This is a genomic window from Rhodococcus sp. 05-340-2 (assembly GCF_002258915.1).
Lineage (GTDB): Bacteria > Actinomycetota > Actinomycetes > Mycobacteriales > Mycobacteriaceae > Rhodococcoides.
In genome coordinates this window covers 53,697-69,964 of sequence record NZ_NOYU01000039.1, presented here as the reverse complement: position 1 = coordinate 69,964, position 16,268 = coordinate 53,697, and the positions used below count along the sequence as shown (strand labels likewise).

Annotated in this window: 16 protein-coding genes; 8 read left to right on the top strand and 8 right to left on the bottom strand. The window is 65.3% G+C overall.

Annotated elements, in window-relative coordinates; translation table 11 throughout:
• The gene (locus tag CH271_RS24015; protein WP_094635190.1) at positions 1 to 405 is read right to left on the bottom strand and encodes a MerR family transcriptional regulator; all 405 of its coding nucleotides are present in this window, start codon (positions 403 to 405) and stop codon (positions 1 to 3) included.
• A gap of 30 nt (positions 406 to 435) precedes the next feature.
• Positions 436 to 1,944 (bottom strand): SulP family inorganic anion transporter, encoded by a 1,509-nt coding sequence (locus tag CH271_RS24010; RefSeq protein WP_256986531.1) that lies wholly within the window; start codon positions 1,942 to 1,944, stop codon positions 436 to 438.
• 170 nt (positions 1,945 to 2,114) lie between these two features.
• On the opposite strand from CH271_RS24010, the gene CH271_RS24005 reads away from it, so the two are divergent.
• The gene (locus CH271_RS24005) at positions 2,115 to 3,008 is read left to right on the top strand and encodes a LysR substrate-binding domain-containing protein (protein WP_094635187.1); all 894 of its coding nucleotides are present in this window, start codon (positions 2,115 to 2,117) and stop codon (positions 3,006 to 3,008) included.
• 77 nt (positions 3,009 to 3,085) lie between these two features.
• Here the strand turns inward: CH271_RS24005 and CH271_RS29015 are convergent, their stop codons facing one another.
• The 4 genes from CH271_RS29015 to CH271_RS23990 form a co-directional block, all read right to left on the bottom strand.
• Positions 3,086 to 3,250, bottom strand: coding sequence for a hypothetical protein (locus tag CH271_RS29015; RefSeq protein WP_156399697.1), 165 nt, complete (start codon positions 3,248 to 3,250; stop codon positions 3,086 to 3,088).
• On the bottom strand, positions 3,247 to 3,582 hold the full coding sequence (locus CH271_RS24000) for a hypothetical protein (protein ID WP_037196056.1): 336 nt from the start codon (positions 3,580 to 3,582) through the stop codon (positions 3,247 to 3,249). Before CH271_RS24000 ends, CH271_RS29015 begins: the two co-directional genes overlap by 4 nt.
• A gap of 298 nt (positions 3,583 to 3,880) precedes the next feature.
• On the bottom strand, positions 3,881 to 4,276 hold the full coding sequence (locus tag CH271_RS23995) for a universal stress protein (protein WP_094635185.1): 396 nt from the start codon (positions 4,274 to 4,276) through the stop codon (positions 3,881 to 3,883).
• Positions 4,273 to 5,268, bottom strand: coding sequence for a 2-hydroxyacid dehydrogenase (locus CH271_RS23990; RefSeq protein WP_179274830.1), 996 nt, complete (start codon positions 5,266 to 5,268; stop codon positions 4,273 to 4,275). Before CH271_RS23990 ends, CH271_RS23995 begins: the two co-directional genes overlap by 4 nt.
• Before the next feature lie 338 nt (positions 5,269 to 5,606).
• Here CH271_RS23990 and CH271_RS23985 point away from each other — a divergent pair, with 338 nt between their 5' ends.
• Genes CH271_RS23985 through CH271_RS23955 form a run of 7 tightly spaced genes read left to right on the top strand, consistent with a single transcriptional unit; the run spans position 5,607 to position 12,971 of the window.
• Positions 5,607 to 7,184 carry an ABC transporter substrate-binding protein gene (locus CH271_RS23985; protein ID WP_094635351.1) on the top strand — a complete coding sequence of 526 codons (1,578 nt, stop codon included), beginning with the start codon at positions 5,607 to 5,609 and terminating at the stop codon, positions 7,182 to 7,184.
• 1 nt (position 7,185) lies between these two features.
• Positions 7,186 to 8,115 carry an ABC transporter permease gene (locus tag CH271_RS23980; RefSeq protein WP_037196062.1) on the top strand — a complete coding sequence of 310 codons (930 nt, stop codon included), beginning with the start codon at positions 7,186 to 7,188 and terminating at the stop codon, positions 8,113 to 8,115.
• A gap of 8 nt (positions 8,116 to 8,123) precedes the next feature.
• On the top strand, positions 8,124 to 9,110 hold the full coding sequence (locus CH271_RS23975) for an ABC transporter permease (RefSeq protein WP_094635184.1): 987 nt from the start codon (positions 8,124 to 8,126) through the stop codon (positions 9,108 to 9,110).
• Positions 9,107 to 10,126 carry an ABC transporter ATP-binding protein gene (locus CH271_RS23970; protein WP_094635182.1) on the top strand — a complete coding sequence of 340 codons (1,020 nt, stop codon included), beginning with the start codon at positions 9,107 to 9,109 and terminating at the stop codon, positions 10,124 to 10,126. Before CH271_RS23975 ends, CH271_RS23970 begins: the two co-directional genes overlap by 4 nt.
• The gene (locus tag CH271_RS23965; RefSeq protein ID WP_037196069.1) at positions 10,119 to 11,114 is read left to right on the top strand and encodes an ABC transporter ATP-binding protein; all 996 of its coding nucleotides are present in this window, start codon (positions 10,119 to 10,121) and stop codon (positions 11,112 to 11,114) included. The genes CH271_RS23970 and CH271_RS23965 overlap by 8 nt, the downstream gene beginning before the upstream one ends.
• Positions 11,114 to 11,851 (top strand): sulfite exporter TauE/SafE family protein, encoded by a 738-nt coding sequence (locus CH271_RS23960; RefSeq protein ID WP_094635180.1) that lies wholly within the window; start codon positions 11,114 to 11,116, stop codon positions 11,849 to 11,851. Before CH271_RS23965 ends, CH271_RS23960 begins: the two co-directional genes overlap by 1 nt.
• A gap of 46 nt (positions 11,852 to 11,897) precedes the next feature.
• On the top strand, positions 11,898 to 12,971 hold the full coding sequence (locus tag CH271_RS23955) for an SDR family oxidoreductase (protein WP_094635179.1): 1,074 nt from the start codon (positions 11,898 to 11,900) through the stop codon (positions 12,969 to 12,971).
• Between the two features lie 92 nt (positions 12,972 to 13,063).
• On the opposite strand, the gene CH271_RS23950 is transcribed toward CH271_RS23955, so the two are convergent.
• Together CH271_RS23950 and CH271_RS23945 are read right to left on the bottom strand one after the other, a co-directional pair.
• Positions 13,064 to 14,482 carry a xylulokinase gene (locus CH271_RS23950; RefSeq protein ID WP_094635178.1) on the bottom strand — a complete coding sequence of 473 codons (1,419 nt, stop codon included), beginning with the start codon at positions 14,480 to 14,482 and terminating at the stop codon, positions 13,064 to 13,066.
• A gap of 39 nt (positions 14,483 to 14,521) precedes the next feature.
• Positions 14,522 to 16,219, bottom strand: a complete 1,698-nt coding sequence (locus tag CH271_RS23945) for a SulP family inorganic anion transporter (RefSeq protein WP_094635176.1) — start codon at positions 16,217 to 16,219, stop codon at positions 14,522 to 14,524.
• Between the last annotated feature and the right edge of the window lie 49 nt (positions 16,220 to 16,268).

The following is a 16,268-nucleotide window of genomic DNA, read 5'->3' as shown; positions in this document are numbered from 1 at the left end:
TCAGATCTGGGCTGCCGCACCACGGGTGGACAGCACATCGGTCAGTTCCTCGGCGTAGGCGAGCTGCCGCCGCAACGTGCGGCAGCTTTCCTCGGCCTTGGTGTGACACTCACGAACGAAGGCCGCGGCCGACGACTTGGCGTCGTCCGTCGCGTTCTCGTCGCCCAGAACGTCGAGGGATTCGAGTAGCTGTTTCATTTCGGCCAACGTGAAGTCGAGGGGCTTCATCCGACGAATGACGAGCAGTCGTGCGACGTCGGACTCGGTGTAGAGCCGGAAGCCGCCGACGGTCCGAGCAGAGGGCGTGACGAGGCCGACGTCGTCGTAATGACGAACCGTGCGGATGGACAGCTCGGTTCGTTGAGCTACCTGTCCGATCTGCATGTGCATGCCGTCGTCTGCCATGTGCCGCCTCTCCTCGACAGCCCACCCTAGTCAGTGCTCGGCACCGAGGTTTCCACTGAGGCGGTCGTGCCGCTCGGTGGACGGCGCGTTCAGCCCCACGATCTTCACCGTCTTGCCCTTGGCGGCGTATTTGGTCGTGATGGCGTCGAGGGTCGCCACGGTCGATGCGTCCCAGATGTGCGACTCGGACATGTCGATGACGATGTTCTTCGGATCTCCGACGTAGTCGAACTGATAGATCAGATCGTTGCTCGACGCGAAGAACAACTCGCCCTTCACCGCGTACACCCTGGTGTCCTCGTCGGGATGGGCCACGTCGACCACCTCGGTCAGATGGGCGACCCGTCGGGCGAACAGCACCATTGCAGTGATGACACCGACGAGCACGCCGTACGCGAGGTTGTGGGTGACGACGGTGACCGCAACCGTGGCGACCATGACGAGGGTCTCGCTCTTGGGCATGCGGCGCAACGTCTTCGGGTCGATGCTGTGCCAGTCGAAGGTGCCGATCGAGACCATGATCATCACTGCGACGAGCGCGGCCATCGGAATCAGCGCGACGATGTCGCCGAGACCGACGACCAGGATGAGCAGGAAGACGCCGGCGAGGAACGTCGAGATTCGAGTGCGGGCTCCGGAGACCTTGACGTTGATCATGGTCTGGCCGATCATCGCGCAACCGCCCATGCCGCCGGTGAATCCCGTGACCAGATTCGCCACACCCTGACCCCAGCCCTCACGGGTCTTGTTGGAGTGCGAGTCGGTGATGTCGTCGACGAGCTTGGCCGTCATCAGAGATTCGAGCAGCCCAACGAGGGCGATGGCGAGTGCGAACGGGGCGATGATGCTCAGCGTGTCGAACGTGAACGGCACATTCGGGATCAGGAACGACGGCAGCGAGGACGGCAGTTCTCCTTCGTCGCCCACATCGGGAACCGCGAGAGCGAAGACGAGTGTGACGCCGGTGAGTATCACGATGGCGATCAACGGAGCCGGCACAACGGTGGTGAGCTTGGGCAGGAAGAACATGATGAGCAGGCCCACGGCAACCATCGGATAGACCAGCCACGGCACCCCGATCAAATATGGCACCTGCGAAGTGAAGATCAAGATCGCCAGCGCGTTGACGAATCCCACCATGACGCTGCGCGGGATGAACCGCATCAGTTTGGCGACGCCGAGCACGCTGAGCACCACCTGCAACACTCCGCCGAGGATCACCGCCGCGATGAGGTAGTCGAGGCCGTATTCACGCGCCAACGGGGCGACGACCAGGGCAATCGCTCCGGTGGCGGCGGAGATCATCGCCGGCCGACCACCGACGATGGAGATGGTGACGGCCATCGTGAACGACGCGAACAGCCCGACGCGCGGATCGACCCCGGCGATGATCGAGAACGAGATGGCCTCCGGGATCAACGCCAGCGCCACCACCAGGCCCGCGAGGACCTCGGTCTTGAGCCGCCGGGGTGAGCGCAACGCACCCAGCACCGAAACGTCTTCGACGGCGGTGGCAGGCACCTGGGCAGCTCGAGACACGACAACTCCGTTCGATGGGTGCGAGGGACTGCGATCGATGTGGCGTCCACTCCGCGGGCAACTCTACTCTTACCGGAGAGAAGGTTGTCAATCGTCCGGGCGCGGCCGGTGAGTTAGATTGATCTACAGAGGCACAACAGAACTCACTCCGCGATGCAAGGAATGAATCGATGTTCTCGCTCAACAGGCTCTCCTGCTTCATCGCCGTCGCCGAGGAATTGCACTTCGGTCGCGCTGCCGAACGGCTGCACATGACTCAGCCGCCCCTGAGCAGGCAGATCCAACAGCTCGAGAGCGAAGTCGGCGTGCAGCTGATCGACCGCACGAGCCGGTCGGTGACCCTGACGGCCGCGGGATTGGCCTTCCTTCCCGAGGCCCGACGCATCCTCGACCTCGCCGAGGGCGCACTGCTCACCGTCCGTCGCGTACCCACCGGGGACCTGGGGACCGTGGTCGTCGGATTCACCGGCGCATCGGCCCATGCAGTACTCCCGCAGTTGCTCGACGCCGCGCGCGAAAAGCTGCCGGACGTGAAACTTGTTCTACGCGAGATGGTCTCGGCAGTGCAGATGGAGTCCTTGGCCGTCGGCGATCTGGATCTCGGTTTGGCCAGGCCACCACTCAAGCGACCGGGGATCGCGTCCCGGCCGGTGCTGCACGAGTCGTTGATCGCAGCGATGCCCGACTCTCACCCGCTGGCCGAGAAGGACGAACTGTCGGTGGAGGACTTCGACGAGCAGCCGATCATCATGTACTCACCGGTCGATGCGCGGTACTTCCACGAGTTGCTCATCAGTACGTTCACCATCGTCGGCGTGACCCCGCGCTACGTCCAGTACGTGACCCAAGTGCACACGATGCTGGTGCTCGTTCGTTCCGGCATCGGATTGGCATTGGTACCGGAATCGGCGTCGACCATGCGGCCGGAAGGTGTTGTCTTCCGGCCGGTTCGGACCGTGAAGGAACGCCCCGTCGAGCTCGACGCGGCCTGGCGCGTGGACAACGACAACCCGGCACTGCACCGCTTCATGACCGATGTGCTCCCGACGCGGGAGTGGTCGTGACGCGCCGGTGATCGAGCCGTACGCCTCGAAGGCCCGCCCCATGGTCGGTGGCGGGCCTTCGTCGGTTCGTAGGTTGCTCAGTCTTTGGGCGGCTTGGTGTCTTTGCCAGCTGCGACGTCACGGAGCCATTGCGGGACGGGCTTATTGTCGTACTCGCGGAGCTTGATGGATGCTTCGGCGGCTGCGGACCGGACTTTCATCGAGCGTCCACGGCCCGCGGGGCGGTTCTCGGTGGTGGTCATCGGGGGTCCTCCGTCTCTGTGTCGTTTTCATTGTCGCCGGTTTCGGCAGGTTCCGCCAGGTCGTCCTGTGGCTTCACGGTGAGATCTGCGATCGCCTGCAGCGTGTCGCGATCGGTGCGCGCGATGAACGGAGTCGTGGCAACGGTGCCGAACACTTTCCAGCCGAGTGCGGCTTCGTCGTCGTTCTCGCTGACGGTCCTCTCGAGGCACCAGGTGATGCGTTGCCAGGATTGAGAACGGTTGTCCGCCCGAGTGCGCTGGCTGACGGTTCCCACCACGCCTACGACGGCAATCAAACCGACGATGAGGGTGATCCAGGCTTGTGCTGGCACTGGCCGGGTTCCTTTCGGGTGCGGTCGAGACATGCGGGTGGGGACCTTGCCGAGTGGTTGGCCTCAGACGGCCCGACACCCCCCGCCATGCTCTCCCCCGCGAGTATTGAAACCGTAGCCGGACCCACCGACACGAAATCGACATGCCAGTTCGAGCACCACTGAATTCCAGAAACCGCTACGCCAAATTTTTGGAGAGATGGATCAGCGCGTAACCGCCCGAAGTTTCGTGCCTACGAGTTTCTGGGCGGCGTGCTGCAACGTCCTCGACGACATCCTCCGCCGGCCGCCGACCGAACTACCGCGGTGTCCCCACCGGCGGCTTCACAGCCGTCACCGGGCAGTGCGCCTCGAGGAGAACGCGCTGAGAGATGCTGCCCATGAACAACTTTCCCACGGGCGATCGACGCCTGATGCCGATGACGACCAGTTGTGTCTGTTCGCCGAACGACAGGTCGATCAGATTGTCGGCGTGCGAGCGACCGGCTTCGTTGTCGTGGATATTCGTCGTGACACCAACGGCCGAGGCCTCCTCGCGAGCCGATTCGACGGTGGCAGCGAAGTCGGCGTCGGACGCGCTGTTGTCCTCGGCGACGACGATCAGATCCGTTCCACGCATGTGCGCCTCGCGGAATGCGAAGGGCAGCGCGCCTTTTCCTTCGGTGGTCGGCGAGTAGCCGACGACGACGGTCACTGCGTCACCGGCGTGACGAGGGTGCCGCCGGCCAGAAAGCGATCGAGGTTCTCGAGCGTGAGCGCTTCCATCGCGGCGCGGGTCTCCACCGTTGCGCTTCCCACGTGCGGCAGCAGCACCACGTTGTCCATCGCCAGCAGGGCGTCGGGCACGTTCGGTTCGTGGGCGAAGACGTCCAGACCGGCTCCGGCCAGCTGCCCGGCGGCGAGCAACTCGATGAGCGCTTCCTCGTCGACGACGCTTCCGCGGGCCACGTTGACCAGATATCCCTGCGGTCCCAGCGCTTCGAGCACCGCGCGATCCACCAGATGTGCAGTTCCCGAACCGCCGGACGCGGCGACGATCAGTACGTCGACGTTCTCGGCGAGCGCTGTCGGGCTGGCCGAGTAGACGTAGGGCGAGCTGTCGATCTCCTTGCGATTGTGGTACGAGATTTCGCAGCGAAATCCGTTGAGCCGATCGGCAATTGCCGAACCAATCCGCCCGAGTCCGATGATTCCGACGCGCTTGCCGGTGACCTGGCGCGTCAGTGGCGTGTTGCCCTCGGCAGGCCAGCGGCCGGCGCGCACAAAACGCTCGGCGGACGAGAGCCCACGCACGGTGTCGATCACCAGACCGACAGCGAGGTCCGCCACACAGTCGGTCAACACGTCGGGGGTGTTGCTCACGGCGATGCCGCGGTCTGCTGCGGCGTCGACATCGGTGGTGTCGTATCCGACGCCGAAGTTCACCACGGCTCCGAGCTGCGGCAATCGCTCCATCAACGCGGCATCGACGCCGGTGCGGCCGGAGGTGACCACCGCGGTGATCGATTCGCCGTGCGCATCGAGGAATTCGTCACGACCATCGCCTTCGGGCAGTTCCAGCGCGTCGTACTCGGCAACCAAGGTGTCCATCAGCGACGGTTTGAGCGGACCGACTCGGAGCACTCGACCGCCCTGTTGCGAATCCGGTTGAGACACAGAGGAACTCTGCGAGCTGACGGTGACCATTGTTCTCCTCGCGAGATGGTGGAACGTGCGCGTTTCCTGTACGGTATGCCGCTCCTCGAATACCTGTCCAACACGGAAATAACATGGACCGATACCCAAACGGCATGAACGACGCATTGCCGATGCAGACCCGTCCGGTCTTCCCTACATCCGACCTGGTCAGTCCACTACAGATGTGATTCAGGCCTCATCGAAACTGTCCCTGTGACCCACAAAACTGGCCGGAAAGGGCATTTCGTCCGGTTGACGGTGGAGACAGCCCGCTCATACCGTGTGTCTACCGTCACAGATTCGGCTGCGACTTGCAGACGCGGATCCTTTTCCCACTGGAGGCCACCATGAGCCCTGCACTCTTCGTGCAGCAGGGACGGACCCATCGCGTCGCCGCAATAGCCGTTGGCGCACTGTCATTTTCACTTGTCGTGAGCGGTTGCACCGTCGCCAATTCCAACAACGGTGGACCGAGCCGCGCAGATACTCTCCGCATCGTTCTGCCGCAGGAGCCGCCGACCCTCGAAGCCTGCGATGTCTCACTGACATCGGTGGGTGTGGTGACGCGCTCGAACATCACCGAGCCGCTCATGGAGCGCAATCCCAGCACCGGCGATCTCGAACCCAAGCTCGCCGACTCGTGGGAGCAGACCTCCGATACCGAATGGACGTTCGCGATCCACCCCGGTGTGACGTTCAGCGACGGCAGTCCCTTCGAGGCCGAGGACGCCGCGTTCTCCATCGATCGCACTGTCAACTCGGAACTGGGCTGCAACGTCGAGGGTTACGTGTTCGGCGACGCGAATCTGGTGGTCACGGCGGTCGACCCGATGACGCTGACCGTGCAGTCGCCGGAACCCGACCCGATTCTGCCGCTGCGCCTGTCGTTCGTGGAGATGGTCCCGCGCACAGCCAGCTACACCGAGCGGGTACGCGAGCCCATCGGAACGGGACCGTTCGCGATCGAGCGTTGGGACTACGGCCAGAAGCTCTCGCTCGTACGCAACGAGACCTACTGGGGTCCGAAGCCCGAGTACGCCAGGGCCGAGTACCAGTGGCGCAGCGAGGGCAGCGTCCGCGCCTCGATGGTGACCAACGGCGAGGCCGAGATCGCAACCTCCGTCGGACCGGAAGACGGTGCAGGAGACCTCGGGGTCGCGTACCCCAACAACGAAACGACGGCGCTCCGCATCCAGGCCGCTCAGCCACCGCTGGACGACATGCGGGTGCGGCAGGCGATCAACTACGCGATCAATCGCGACGGCATCGTCAAGGCCTTGTTCAGGGGACTCGGTTCACCTGCAGCACAACTGATTTCCGAGGGCGTCGTCGGCTACAACGAGGACCTGACGCCGTGGCCATACGACATGGACCAGGCCCGCACGCTGATCGACGAGGCACGAGCAGACGGGGTACCGGTGGACACCGAGATCCGCCTGATCGGACGCACCGGACAGTTCCCCAAGATCAACGAGACAGTGGAGGTCATCCAGAACTCACTGTCCAAGATCGGCATGAACGTCAAGATCGAAATGATGGACGCCGCCGGTACCGCCGAATACCAGGAACGTCCGTTCCCGGACGTCGGGCCGTATCTGCTGGTGATTCAGCACGGCAACCAGGCCGGCGACTCCGCCTTCACCGTCGATCAGTACTTCACCAGTGACGGATTCCAGAGTGCCTACGGCACAGCGGACTTCGACAAGGAGATCGCTGCCGCCGGTGCACTCACCGGAGAAGACAGGCAGGCCGCATACGCCCAGGTGTTCGCCGACGAACCGAAGGACATCATGCAGATGGCCTACATCGCCCACATGAACGGGGTGCTCGCCAAGGCCGCCTCGGTCGACTACACGCCGGACTCGGCCACGGTCGACGAAATGCACCTGGCCGCGATGACGCGCGCCGATACCGAGAGGCCCTGACATGTTCAGATTTCTGCGCCGACGGATCTACACCAGCCTGATCCCACTGTTCGTCGTCCTGCTGGGCGTGTTCTTCCTCGCTCGTCTCACCGGCGACCCCACCAGCCTGTACCTACCCGAGTCGGCCACCCAGGCGCAGCGCGAGGCGTTTCGCGCCACCAACGGCTTCGATCAGCCGGTGCTGACGCAGCTGATGGACTACTTCAAGGGCGTCGTCCAACTCGACTTCGGGCAGTCGCTCCGCACCGGTGAGGACGCGTCGGCAATGGCATTGCGCGCCTTCCCCGCAACGCTGCAGCTCGCCTTCGCGACGATGTTCCTCGCCATCCTCGGTGCCGTGATCATCGGCTGCTGGGCTGCGTACCGACCGAACTCGTTGGCCGATCGCATCTCGAGCCTGCTGTCGATGACGGCCGCGTCCATCCCTGACTTCTGGTTCGCCATCATGGGCGTCTACGTCTTCGCCATCGTGTTCGGCTGGCTGCCCACCTCGGGCGTGGACAGCGGAATGCTCTCGTGGGTGTTGCCGATCGCCACGCTGCTCATTCGACCCCTCGGCGTGCTGACTCAGGTGGTGCGTGGCGCGATGGTCTCGGCACTGTCGGCACCGTACGTTCGGCTCGCGAGAAGCAAAGGGGCAGGCGATCTTCGGGTCGTCACCCACCACGCCCTGCGCAACGCCGCGGCACCGGCGCTCACGGTTGCAGGCGACCTGATGGTCGGACTCGTCAACGGCGCGGTGGTCGTCGAGGCCATCTTCGGGTGGCCCGGCATCGGAAAGTTGATGATCGACGCCATCCTGCAGCGCGACTTCGCCGTTCTGCAGGCGGCCGTGCTGTTGACGGCGGTGAGCATCTTCGTGCTCAACATCGTCATCGATGCCTGTTATGCATTGCTCGACGCCCGGGTTCGCGACAAGGTGAAGGTCTAGGTAAGAACATGTCACTCGACTTCGAAGCACCGAAAACGTCCGAACCCGAGGATGTTCCACCGCAGAGTCCGGTGGAGGCCCGCAAGGCGTCGGCCCCGCTGTGGAAGCTGCTCCTGCGCGACAGGGTCGCCACCGTCGCCGCCGCGATTCTGGTGCTGGTCTTCCTCACCGCGATCTTCGGCCCGATGTTGGTCGGTGACGCTGCTACCGATCAGGACCTCGACCGCTCCAACCTGCCGCCGTTCACCCTCGACACCGGTTGGATGAACATCCTCGGCACAGATCCTCTGGGGCGCAGCATGTTGGCCCGGTTGATCGTGGCCAGCAGAACCACACTGTCGGTAGCCATTCCGGCGGTGATCCTCTCGGCGATCATCGGCTCGTTCATCGGGATGTGGGCCGGCTTCCATCGCGGTTGGCGCGAGACCGCGGCGATGCGCGTCGCCGATGTCATCCTCAGCTTCCCGTCGCTGCTGATGGCCGTCGTCGTGCTCTACGTCTTCTCGCCCAGTGCCGCGAACATCGTTCTGGTCCTGACGGTCACGCGTATCCCCATCTACCTGCGTACCGCCCGCGCCGAGTCCGCCGAACTGCAGAGTCGGCTGTTCGTGGATGCCGCCCGTACGTTCGGCGCGAAGAGCGGATCGGTGATCCGACGCCACGTGGCCCCGATTCTGCTGCCGACCCTGCTCACCGTCGCCACCCTGGACTTCTGCTTCGTCATTCTCGCCGAATCGTCACTGAGCTTCCTGGGCATCGGCATTCAGCCACCCGACGTCTCGTGGGGCCTGATGGTCTCGCAGGGCCGTACCTACCTGCAGACCGCCTGGTGGCTCTCCTTCTTCCCCGGCCTGGCCATCGTGCTGACGACCGTCTCGGCCACCGTCCTCGCCGCCTGGGCCCGCATCGCCACCGATCCGGCACAGCGGTGGCGACTCAATGTCCCCCGCTCCAAGCGGTCTCGCCTGATCCCCGCACGAAAGGTCGTCTCATGAGCGCACCGGCAACCGCACCTCGGCGTTCCGATACCGGCAGCATCGCTCTGGACGTCCGCGGACTGACGGTCGATCTGCGGACGCCGTCGGGCGTCATTCGCGCCGTCGACAACGTCACCTTCAGCGCCCGCCGCGGTGAAACCCTGGCTCTGCTGGGTGAATCCGGCTGCGGCAAGTCGATGACCGCCCAGGCCATCGTCGGTCTGCTCGAACCGATCGCCGACATCACCGGCGGCTCGGTGGAGCTGGGCGACGTCGATCTGGTCACCGCCAAGACCAAGGTGCGACGCACCATCGCGGCCACCGAACTGGCCATCGTCTTCCAGGATGCACTGACGGCACTCAATCCCGTCTACACCGTGGGAACGCAACTGGCCGAACCGTTTCGGATCCATCGAGGCATGTCGGCCAAACAGGCACGCGTCGAGGCGATCACACTCATGGCCCGCGTCGGCATTCCCGAGCCCGAATCGCGCGCCGACTCCTACCCGCATCAGTTCTCCGGCGGCATGCGTCAGCGACTGCTGATCGCGATGGCCGTGGCCCTGAGTCCGTCGGTACTGCTGGCCGACGAACCCACCACCGCGCTCGACGTGACGGTCCAGGCGCAGATCATGGCTCTGCTGAAGGAACTGCGCACCGAGCACGACATGGCCGTCGTCCTCATCACCCACGATCTCGCCCTGGTGGCAGAGGAAGCCGACCGGGTCGCGATCATGTACGCGGGCAACGTCGTCGAGACCGGACCGGTGTCCGAGGTGTTCGGCGAACCGCGCCACCCGTACACCAAGGGACTGCTCGACTCGGTCCCTGTACACGCCGTCCGCGGTGAGGATCTGAAGTCGATCGGCGGCACCCCGCCGGATCTCCATTCGATTCCCGACGGGTGCGTCTATCAGGCCCGTTGCCCCATCGCCCGCGACATCTGCGTCAGCACACGCCCTCCGCTCGAATCCGTCGGCGACGGCCGGATGTCGGCCTGCCACTTCCCGAACGAGGTATCCAGCCATGTCTGAACAACTGTTGACCGTGCGCGGACTGAACAAGACCTTCGACGTCGGCCGGGGCAAGCTCCGCGCCCTCGACGCCATCGACCTGGATCTGCGACGCGGCGAGACCCTCGGCTTGGTGGGTGAATCCGGCTGCGGCAAGTCCACTCTCGCGCGCACGCTGATGATGCTCGAACGACCCGACTCGGGCACCGTGGCCTTCGACGGCATCGATCCGTTCGCCCTGCGCGGCAAGGAACTCCTCGCGTGGCGTCGACGAGTACAGATGGTGTTCCAGGACCCGTACGGTTCGCTGAACTCGCGGATGACGGCAGGTGACATCATCGGCGAGCCGTGGCGAACTCACAAAGGCCTGTACAAGACTCGCCGCGATCGCTCCGCACGAGTGCGTGAGCTGTTGCATCTGGTGGGCCTACGACCGAGCGACGAGAACCGATTCCCGCAAGAGTTCTCCGGCGGTCAACGCCAGCGCCTCGGCATCGCGCGGGCCCTGGCGTTGAACCCCGACGTGATCATCTGCGACGAGCCGGTCTCGGCACTCGATCTCTCGGTCCAGGCGCAGGTGCTCAACCTGCTCAACGACCTGCAGAAGCAACTCGGCATCTCGTACGTGTTCATCTCGCACGATCTGTCGGTCGTCCGACACGTCGCCGACCGCGTCGCGGTGATGTACCTGGGCCGCATCGTCGAATCCGGCGCTACCGAAGCCGTGTTCGAGCGTCCCGCGCACCCGTACACCGCGGCGCTGATGTCGGCCGCACCCACACTCGACGCGTCGAACCGCGGGACGAAGATCCTGCTGAAGGGCGAGGTACCGTCGCCGCTGAATCCGCCGTCGGGATGCCGGTTCCGCACACGCTGCTGGAAAGCGACCGAACTGTGCGCCAGTGAGGCACCCCCGGTGGCGCTCGACGCCGACGAGGCCGATCACATCGCCGAATGCCACTATCCGCTCGCCGCAGGCAATCTCGGCCTCGTCGCTGCCGGGACGTGATGGCGACAGACCTGAGCGTCACCGGATTCGTCGTCGTCGCGCTTGCCATCTTCTTCGCGTCGGCGATGCAGGCGTCCATCGGATTCGGCATGGGCATGCTCGCCGCGCCCATCGTGGCCATCGTCGACCCCGGGCTCATCCCAGCGACGCTGATCATGCTCGCCGTGGTCGTCAGTGTGCTCGTCCTGGTTCGTGATCGCACTGCCCTCGACCTCTCGGGCGCCGGGTGGGCGCTGGCCGGTCGACTACCCGGATCGGCGGTGGGCGCCCTGCTGCTCGTGCTGTTGCCCGAGCGCGGCCTGGCCATCCTGCTCGCGCTGGTGGTGCTGAGCGGCGTCGCCTTGACGTCCTTCGGTTGGGTCCCGTTGCCGCACAGACGAAACCTGGTGGTGGCCGGGGCCGCGTCGGGAATTCTGGGAACGGCCACCTCCATCGGCGGACCGCCGATGGCCCTGGTGTGGCAACGCAACACCGGAGCCGAACTGCGCAGCACCATGAGCTGCTTCTTCCTCGTCGGATCACTCATTTCTCTGGCGGTACTGGCGGTGGCCGGTGCAGTGGACGCCCATACCGCGACGCTGTTCGTGTTCCTGGCCCCGGCGACAGTTCTCGGCTTCCTGCTCTCTCGCGTGGTCAATCGCGTTCTCGATCGTCGACGCCTGCGCATCACCGCGATCGGTGTCTCCGCAACCGGCGCACTCGTTCTCGTCGCCCAGCAGGTACTCGCTCTGATGTGAGGGCCGTGTCACGTGTTGCATCGGCTCCAGTGGGTAGTCGGTGCGGATGACTACGAACACCACGCGCGCGCTGATCGTCGGTGCCACCGGAATTTCCGGGCAGGCCCTGTGCCACGCTGCACTCGATGCAGGCTGGACCACCTACGGACTGAGTCGCAGCGGAAGTACCCCCGTCGACGGCGTCGTGCCGGTGGCCGCGGACCTGCTCGATCCGGCCTCGCTCGAGAAGGCTCTGAAGGACGTTCGCCCCGAGGTCGTGTTCTTCACCGCATGGATGAAGAAGGACTCCGAGCAGGAGAACATCGAGGTCAACTCGGCGACCCTACGCAATGTGCTGAATGTTCTCGGGCCCCTCGAGTCGGTGAAGCACGTCGCGCTGATGACCGGCCTCAAGCACTACCTCGGACCGTTCGATGCCTATGGTGAGGCAGTGATGGCCGAGACGCCGTTCCACGAGACCGAGGATCGCCTCGACACCCCGAACTTCTACTACGCGCAGGAAGACGAACTGTTCGCCGGTGCCGAGAAGTTCGGATTCGGTTGGAGCGTGCACCGCGCCCACACCATCTCCGGCTTCGCGGTCGGCAACGCAATGAACATGATGCTGACGCTGTCCGTGTACGCGTCGATCTGCAAGGAACTCGGTGAGAAGTTCGTCTTTCCCGGCTCCGAAACGCAGTGGAACGGGCTCACCGACCTCACCGACGCCGACCTGCTTGCCGAGCAGATGGTCTGGGCCGCAACCGATGACAATGCGCACAACGAGGCCTTCAACATCACCAACGGTGACGTGTTCCGTTGGCGCTGGCTGTGGCCGCAGTTCGCCGCGCACTTCGGCGTCGAGCCCGAGGGCTTCGACACCGAACCGCGTCCCCTCGAACCCCGCATGTCCGACGCGGCCGCTGCGTGGAAGCGCATCGCGGAGAAGCACGATCTGGTGGAGAGCGATGTCTCCCGTCTGGCGTCGTGGTGGCACACCGACGGCGACCTCGGCCGCGACATGGAATGCCTGACCGACATGAACAAGTCCAAGAAGGCCGGCTTCCTCGGCTTCCGGTCCACGCCGGACGCCATCGCCTCGGTGATTCAGCGCTACCGAGACGCGCGCCTGATTCCCTAGAGCGTGAGAGCGGCTGCGCCGCACGTGCGCGCGGAGCCTGCGGTCGTTCCGCAGGCTCCACTCCGAACTCGACCTCTGCTACGGGGTTCCGCTCACCTGGGGGCGGCACCCTCGGTCAGATCCCGCACCTCGGCGTAGCGTTCTCGCACCGCCGGGGTCGGGTCTGCCTCGTATGTCTTCGACGCGGCCTGCGCCCAGGTCGGCGGCTCAACGGTCCCGGCCAACGTCCATGCAGCCTGGCGCGCGGCACCGTCGGCGACGTATTCACCCGGCTCGGGCACGATCACCGGGACCCCGAGAATGGCCGGGGCCAGCTCCCGCACCGCAGCCGATTTCGCGCCGCCGCCGATGAGCAGCACCCGCTTCGTCTCCACCCCCTGTGCACGCAGGTGATCGATGCCGTCGGCCAAGCCGCACAGCAGTCCCTCGATTGCCGCGCGCGCCAGGTGACCGGGCGTCGAATTGTTCAGTCGCAGGCCGTGAATCGCACCGGATGCATCGGGGCGGTTGGGGGTGCGCTCACCTTCGAGATACGGCACCAACACCAGACCTTCGCTGGTCGTCGACAGCGCCAATCGAGACAGTTCGTCATGATCGACGCCCAGTAGACGCGCCGTGGCATCGAGCACCCGGGCGGCGTTGAGCGTGCACACCAACGGCAACTGACGGCCGGTGGCGTCGGCGAATCCGGCGACGAGACCCGAACCGTCCGCTGCCGCAACCGAGGTCACGGCCGATACGACGCCGGAGGTCCCCACCGACACCACCACGTCACCGGGCTGGGCATCGAGAGCAAGGGCCGCGGCGGCATTGTCTCCGGTCCCCGGCCCGATGAGGGCCCCGCTCGGTGTGCGGCCGATGGTCTCGTTCGGTGCGGCGACCCGCGGAAGCTGCGGGTTACGCCCACGAAAACCGAACTGCAACAGGTCGGTTCGATATTCGTTCGAGGCGGCCGAGAAATACCCGGTGCCACTGGCGTCGCCTCGATCGGTGGCCAGAGCGTCGAGCCCCGATGCCCCGCCGAGCTGCCAACTGAGCCAATCGTGTGGAAGGCACACCGCCGCAGTGCGATCGGCGTTCTCCGGCTCGTGGTCGGCGAGCCATCGCAACTTGGCGACGGTGATCGAGGCCAATGGAACCACTCCGACGGCGTCGGCCCAGGCCTGCCCGCCGTCGACGCCGGTCTCCTTCCCCAACTCCGACACCAAGTCCGTCGCGGCCTGCGCCGACCGAGTGTCGTTCCACAACAACGCTTTACGGACCACTGATCCCGCGTCGTCGAGGCACACCATGCCGTGCTGCTGCGCGCCGACCGACACCGCGTCCACGTCGTCGAGTCCGCCTGCTGCTGCCACCGCCTCGTCGAGCGCGTCTTTCCATCGCTGCGGGTCGACCTCGGTACCGTCGGGATGGGCGGCTCGCCCCTGGCGCACCAACTCTCCCGATTCGGCGTCCCGAACGAAGACTTTGCACGATTGGGTGGAGGAGTCGATCCCTGCAACGAGAGCCACGATGAGCCGGTCCTTTCCTACGCAAGTGTGACTTGGACCCTACCCGCGAGGCGCGGTTGCCTCGGTCACCAGCGTGCGCGCGTAGGCGATGGCCTGCGGCGTGGTCTCGAAAACACGGCGCGCTTCGTCGTCCTTGGTGGTGAACACCCCCAGCGCCGTCAGCGGACGCAGGTGTTCGGGTTTGGCCGCGGAGATGAGGACGGTGATGCGGCGGTGTTCGAGTTCGGTGATCGTGTCCTTGAGGACGATGGCTCCGGTGGCATCGATGGTGGTCACCCGCGACATGCGCAGGATCACCACTTTCACGTCCGACACGTCGGCGAGCTCGAGCAGAAAGCTGTGCGCGGCTCCGAAGAACAGTGCGCCGTCGATCCGGTAGGCGACGATGTGCTCGCGCAGCAGGTCTTGTTCTTCCTTCGAGACCGCGTCGAGTGCATCGAGGGGTACCTGCTCGACGGTGGCCGATCGCGCGACGGCGCGCAGTGCCAGCACCGCAGCGAACCCGACGCCGACCGCCACCGCCGTCACCAGGTCGAAAACGACCGTGACGAGAAAGGTCGACAACATCACCACGGTGTCCCCACGACCGGCGCGGGAAATTGCTCGGATGGACGCGGTTTCGACCATGCGCACCGTCGTCGCCAGGAGCACCCCGGCGAGGGCTGCGAGTGGAATGTCGGCCACCAGACCCGCGGCGGAATACATGATCGCGGCGAGGATCACGGCATGGGTGAGCGCGGCGAGCCTGGTGCGTGCTCCGGATCTGACGTTGACGGCAGTGCGGGCGATGGCACCGGTGGCGGGGATACCGCCGAACAACGGTGCGGCGATGTTCGCCAGCCCTTGCCCGAACAGTTCACGGTCGGGATTGTGCCGCGCGCCGACGCCCATCGAGTCCGCCGCGGTCGCGGACAGCAACGATTCCAGGGCAGCCAGCGCAGCGACGGCGAACGCCGGTGCCAACAACGCCGTCACGTCACCGAGATGGAAGAAGCTCAGGCTCGGAGCGGACAACGACGACGGAATCGTGCCGATCCGGGCGATGTCGAGATCGAACAGTTGGGTGACCACCGTTGCTCCCGCGACCGCAACCAGAGAGAACGGTACTTTCGGAGCCAGGCGGCCACCGACGAGCATGACGATCGCGACCGTGACGGCCACGGTGGGCGTCAGAATGCTCGCGTGCGAGACGAACGAGCGCACCGCGTCGAACGCGGACTGCCACACCTTGTCACCCTCGGCGTCGGTGATACCCAGGGCCGACGGAACCTGTTGCAGCGCAATGACGACGGCGATGCCGGCGGTGAACCCTTCGATGACGGGTGCCGGCATGTACCGGACGGCTCGACCGACTCCGGCGACGGCGAGCGCGAGCAGGATCACCCCTGCCATCAGGCCGACGGCGAGCACTCCGGTCGGCCCGTATTCGGCGACGATCGGCACGAGCACCACCGTCATGGCACCGGTCGGACCGGACACCTGGAACCGCGATCCGCCGAATACCGCGGCCACGACTCCCGCGATGATCGCCGTGGTCAATCCGGCCGCCGCACCCAGGCCGGTACTGACGCCGAAGCCGAGCGCCAGAGGCAACGCGACCAGGGCCACGATCAGGCCGGCCAGCAGATCCGCACCGGGCGCGCGGAGGGCGGGCTTCCACTCGCTCCACCTGGGCAGGAGCGCCGTCACAGCCCTCACGGCGTCGGTCATACGGGCGGGTTTCGTCGGTTCGGACATGTGACGCTTTCTGAGAACTCATCGATCCTGATCGAGCTACTTGCTAAGT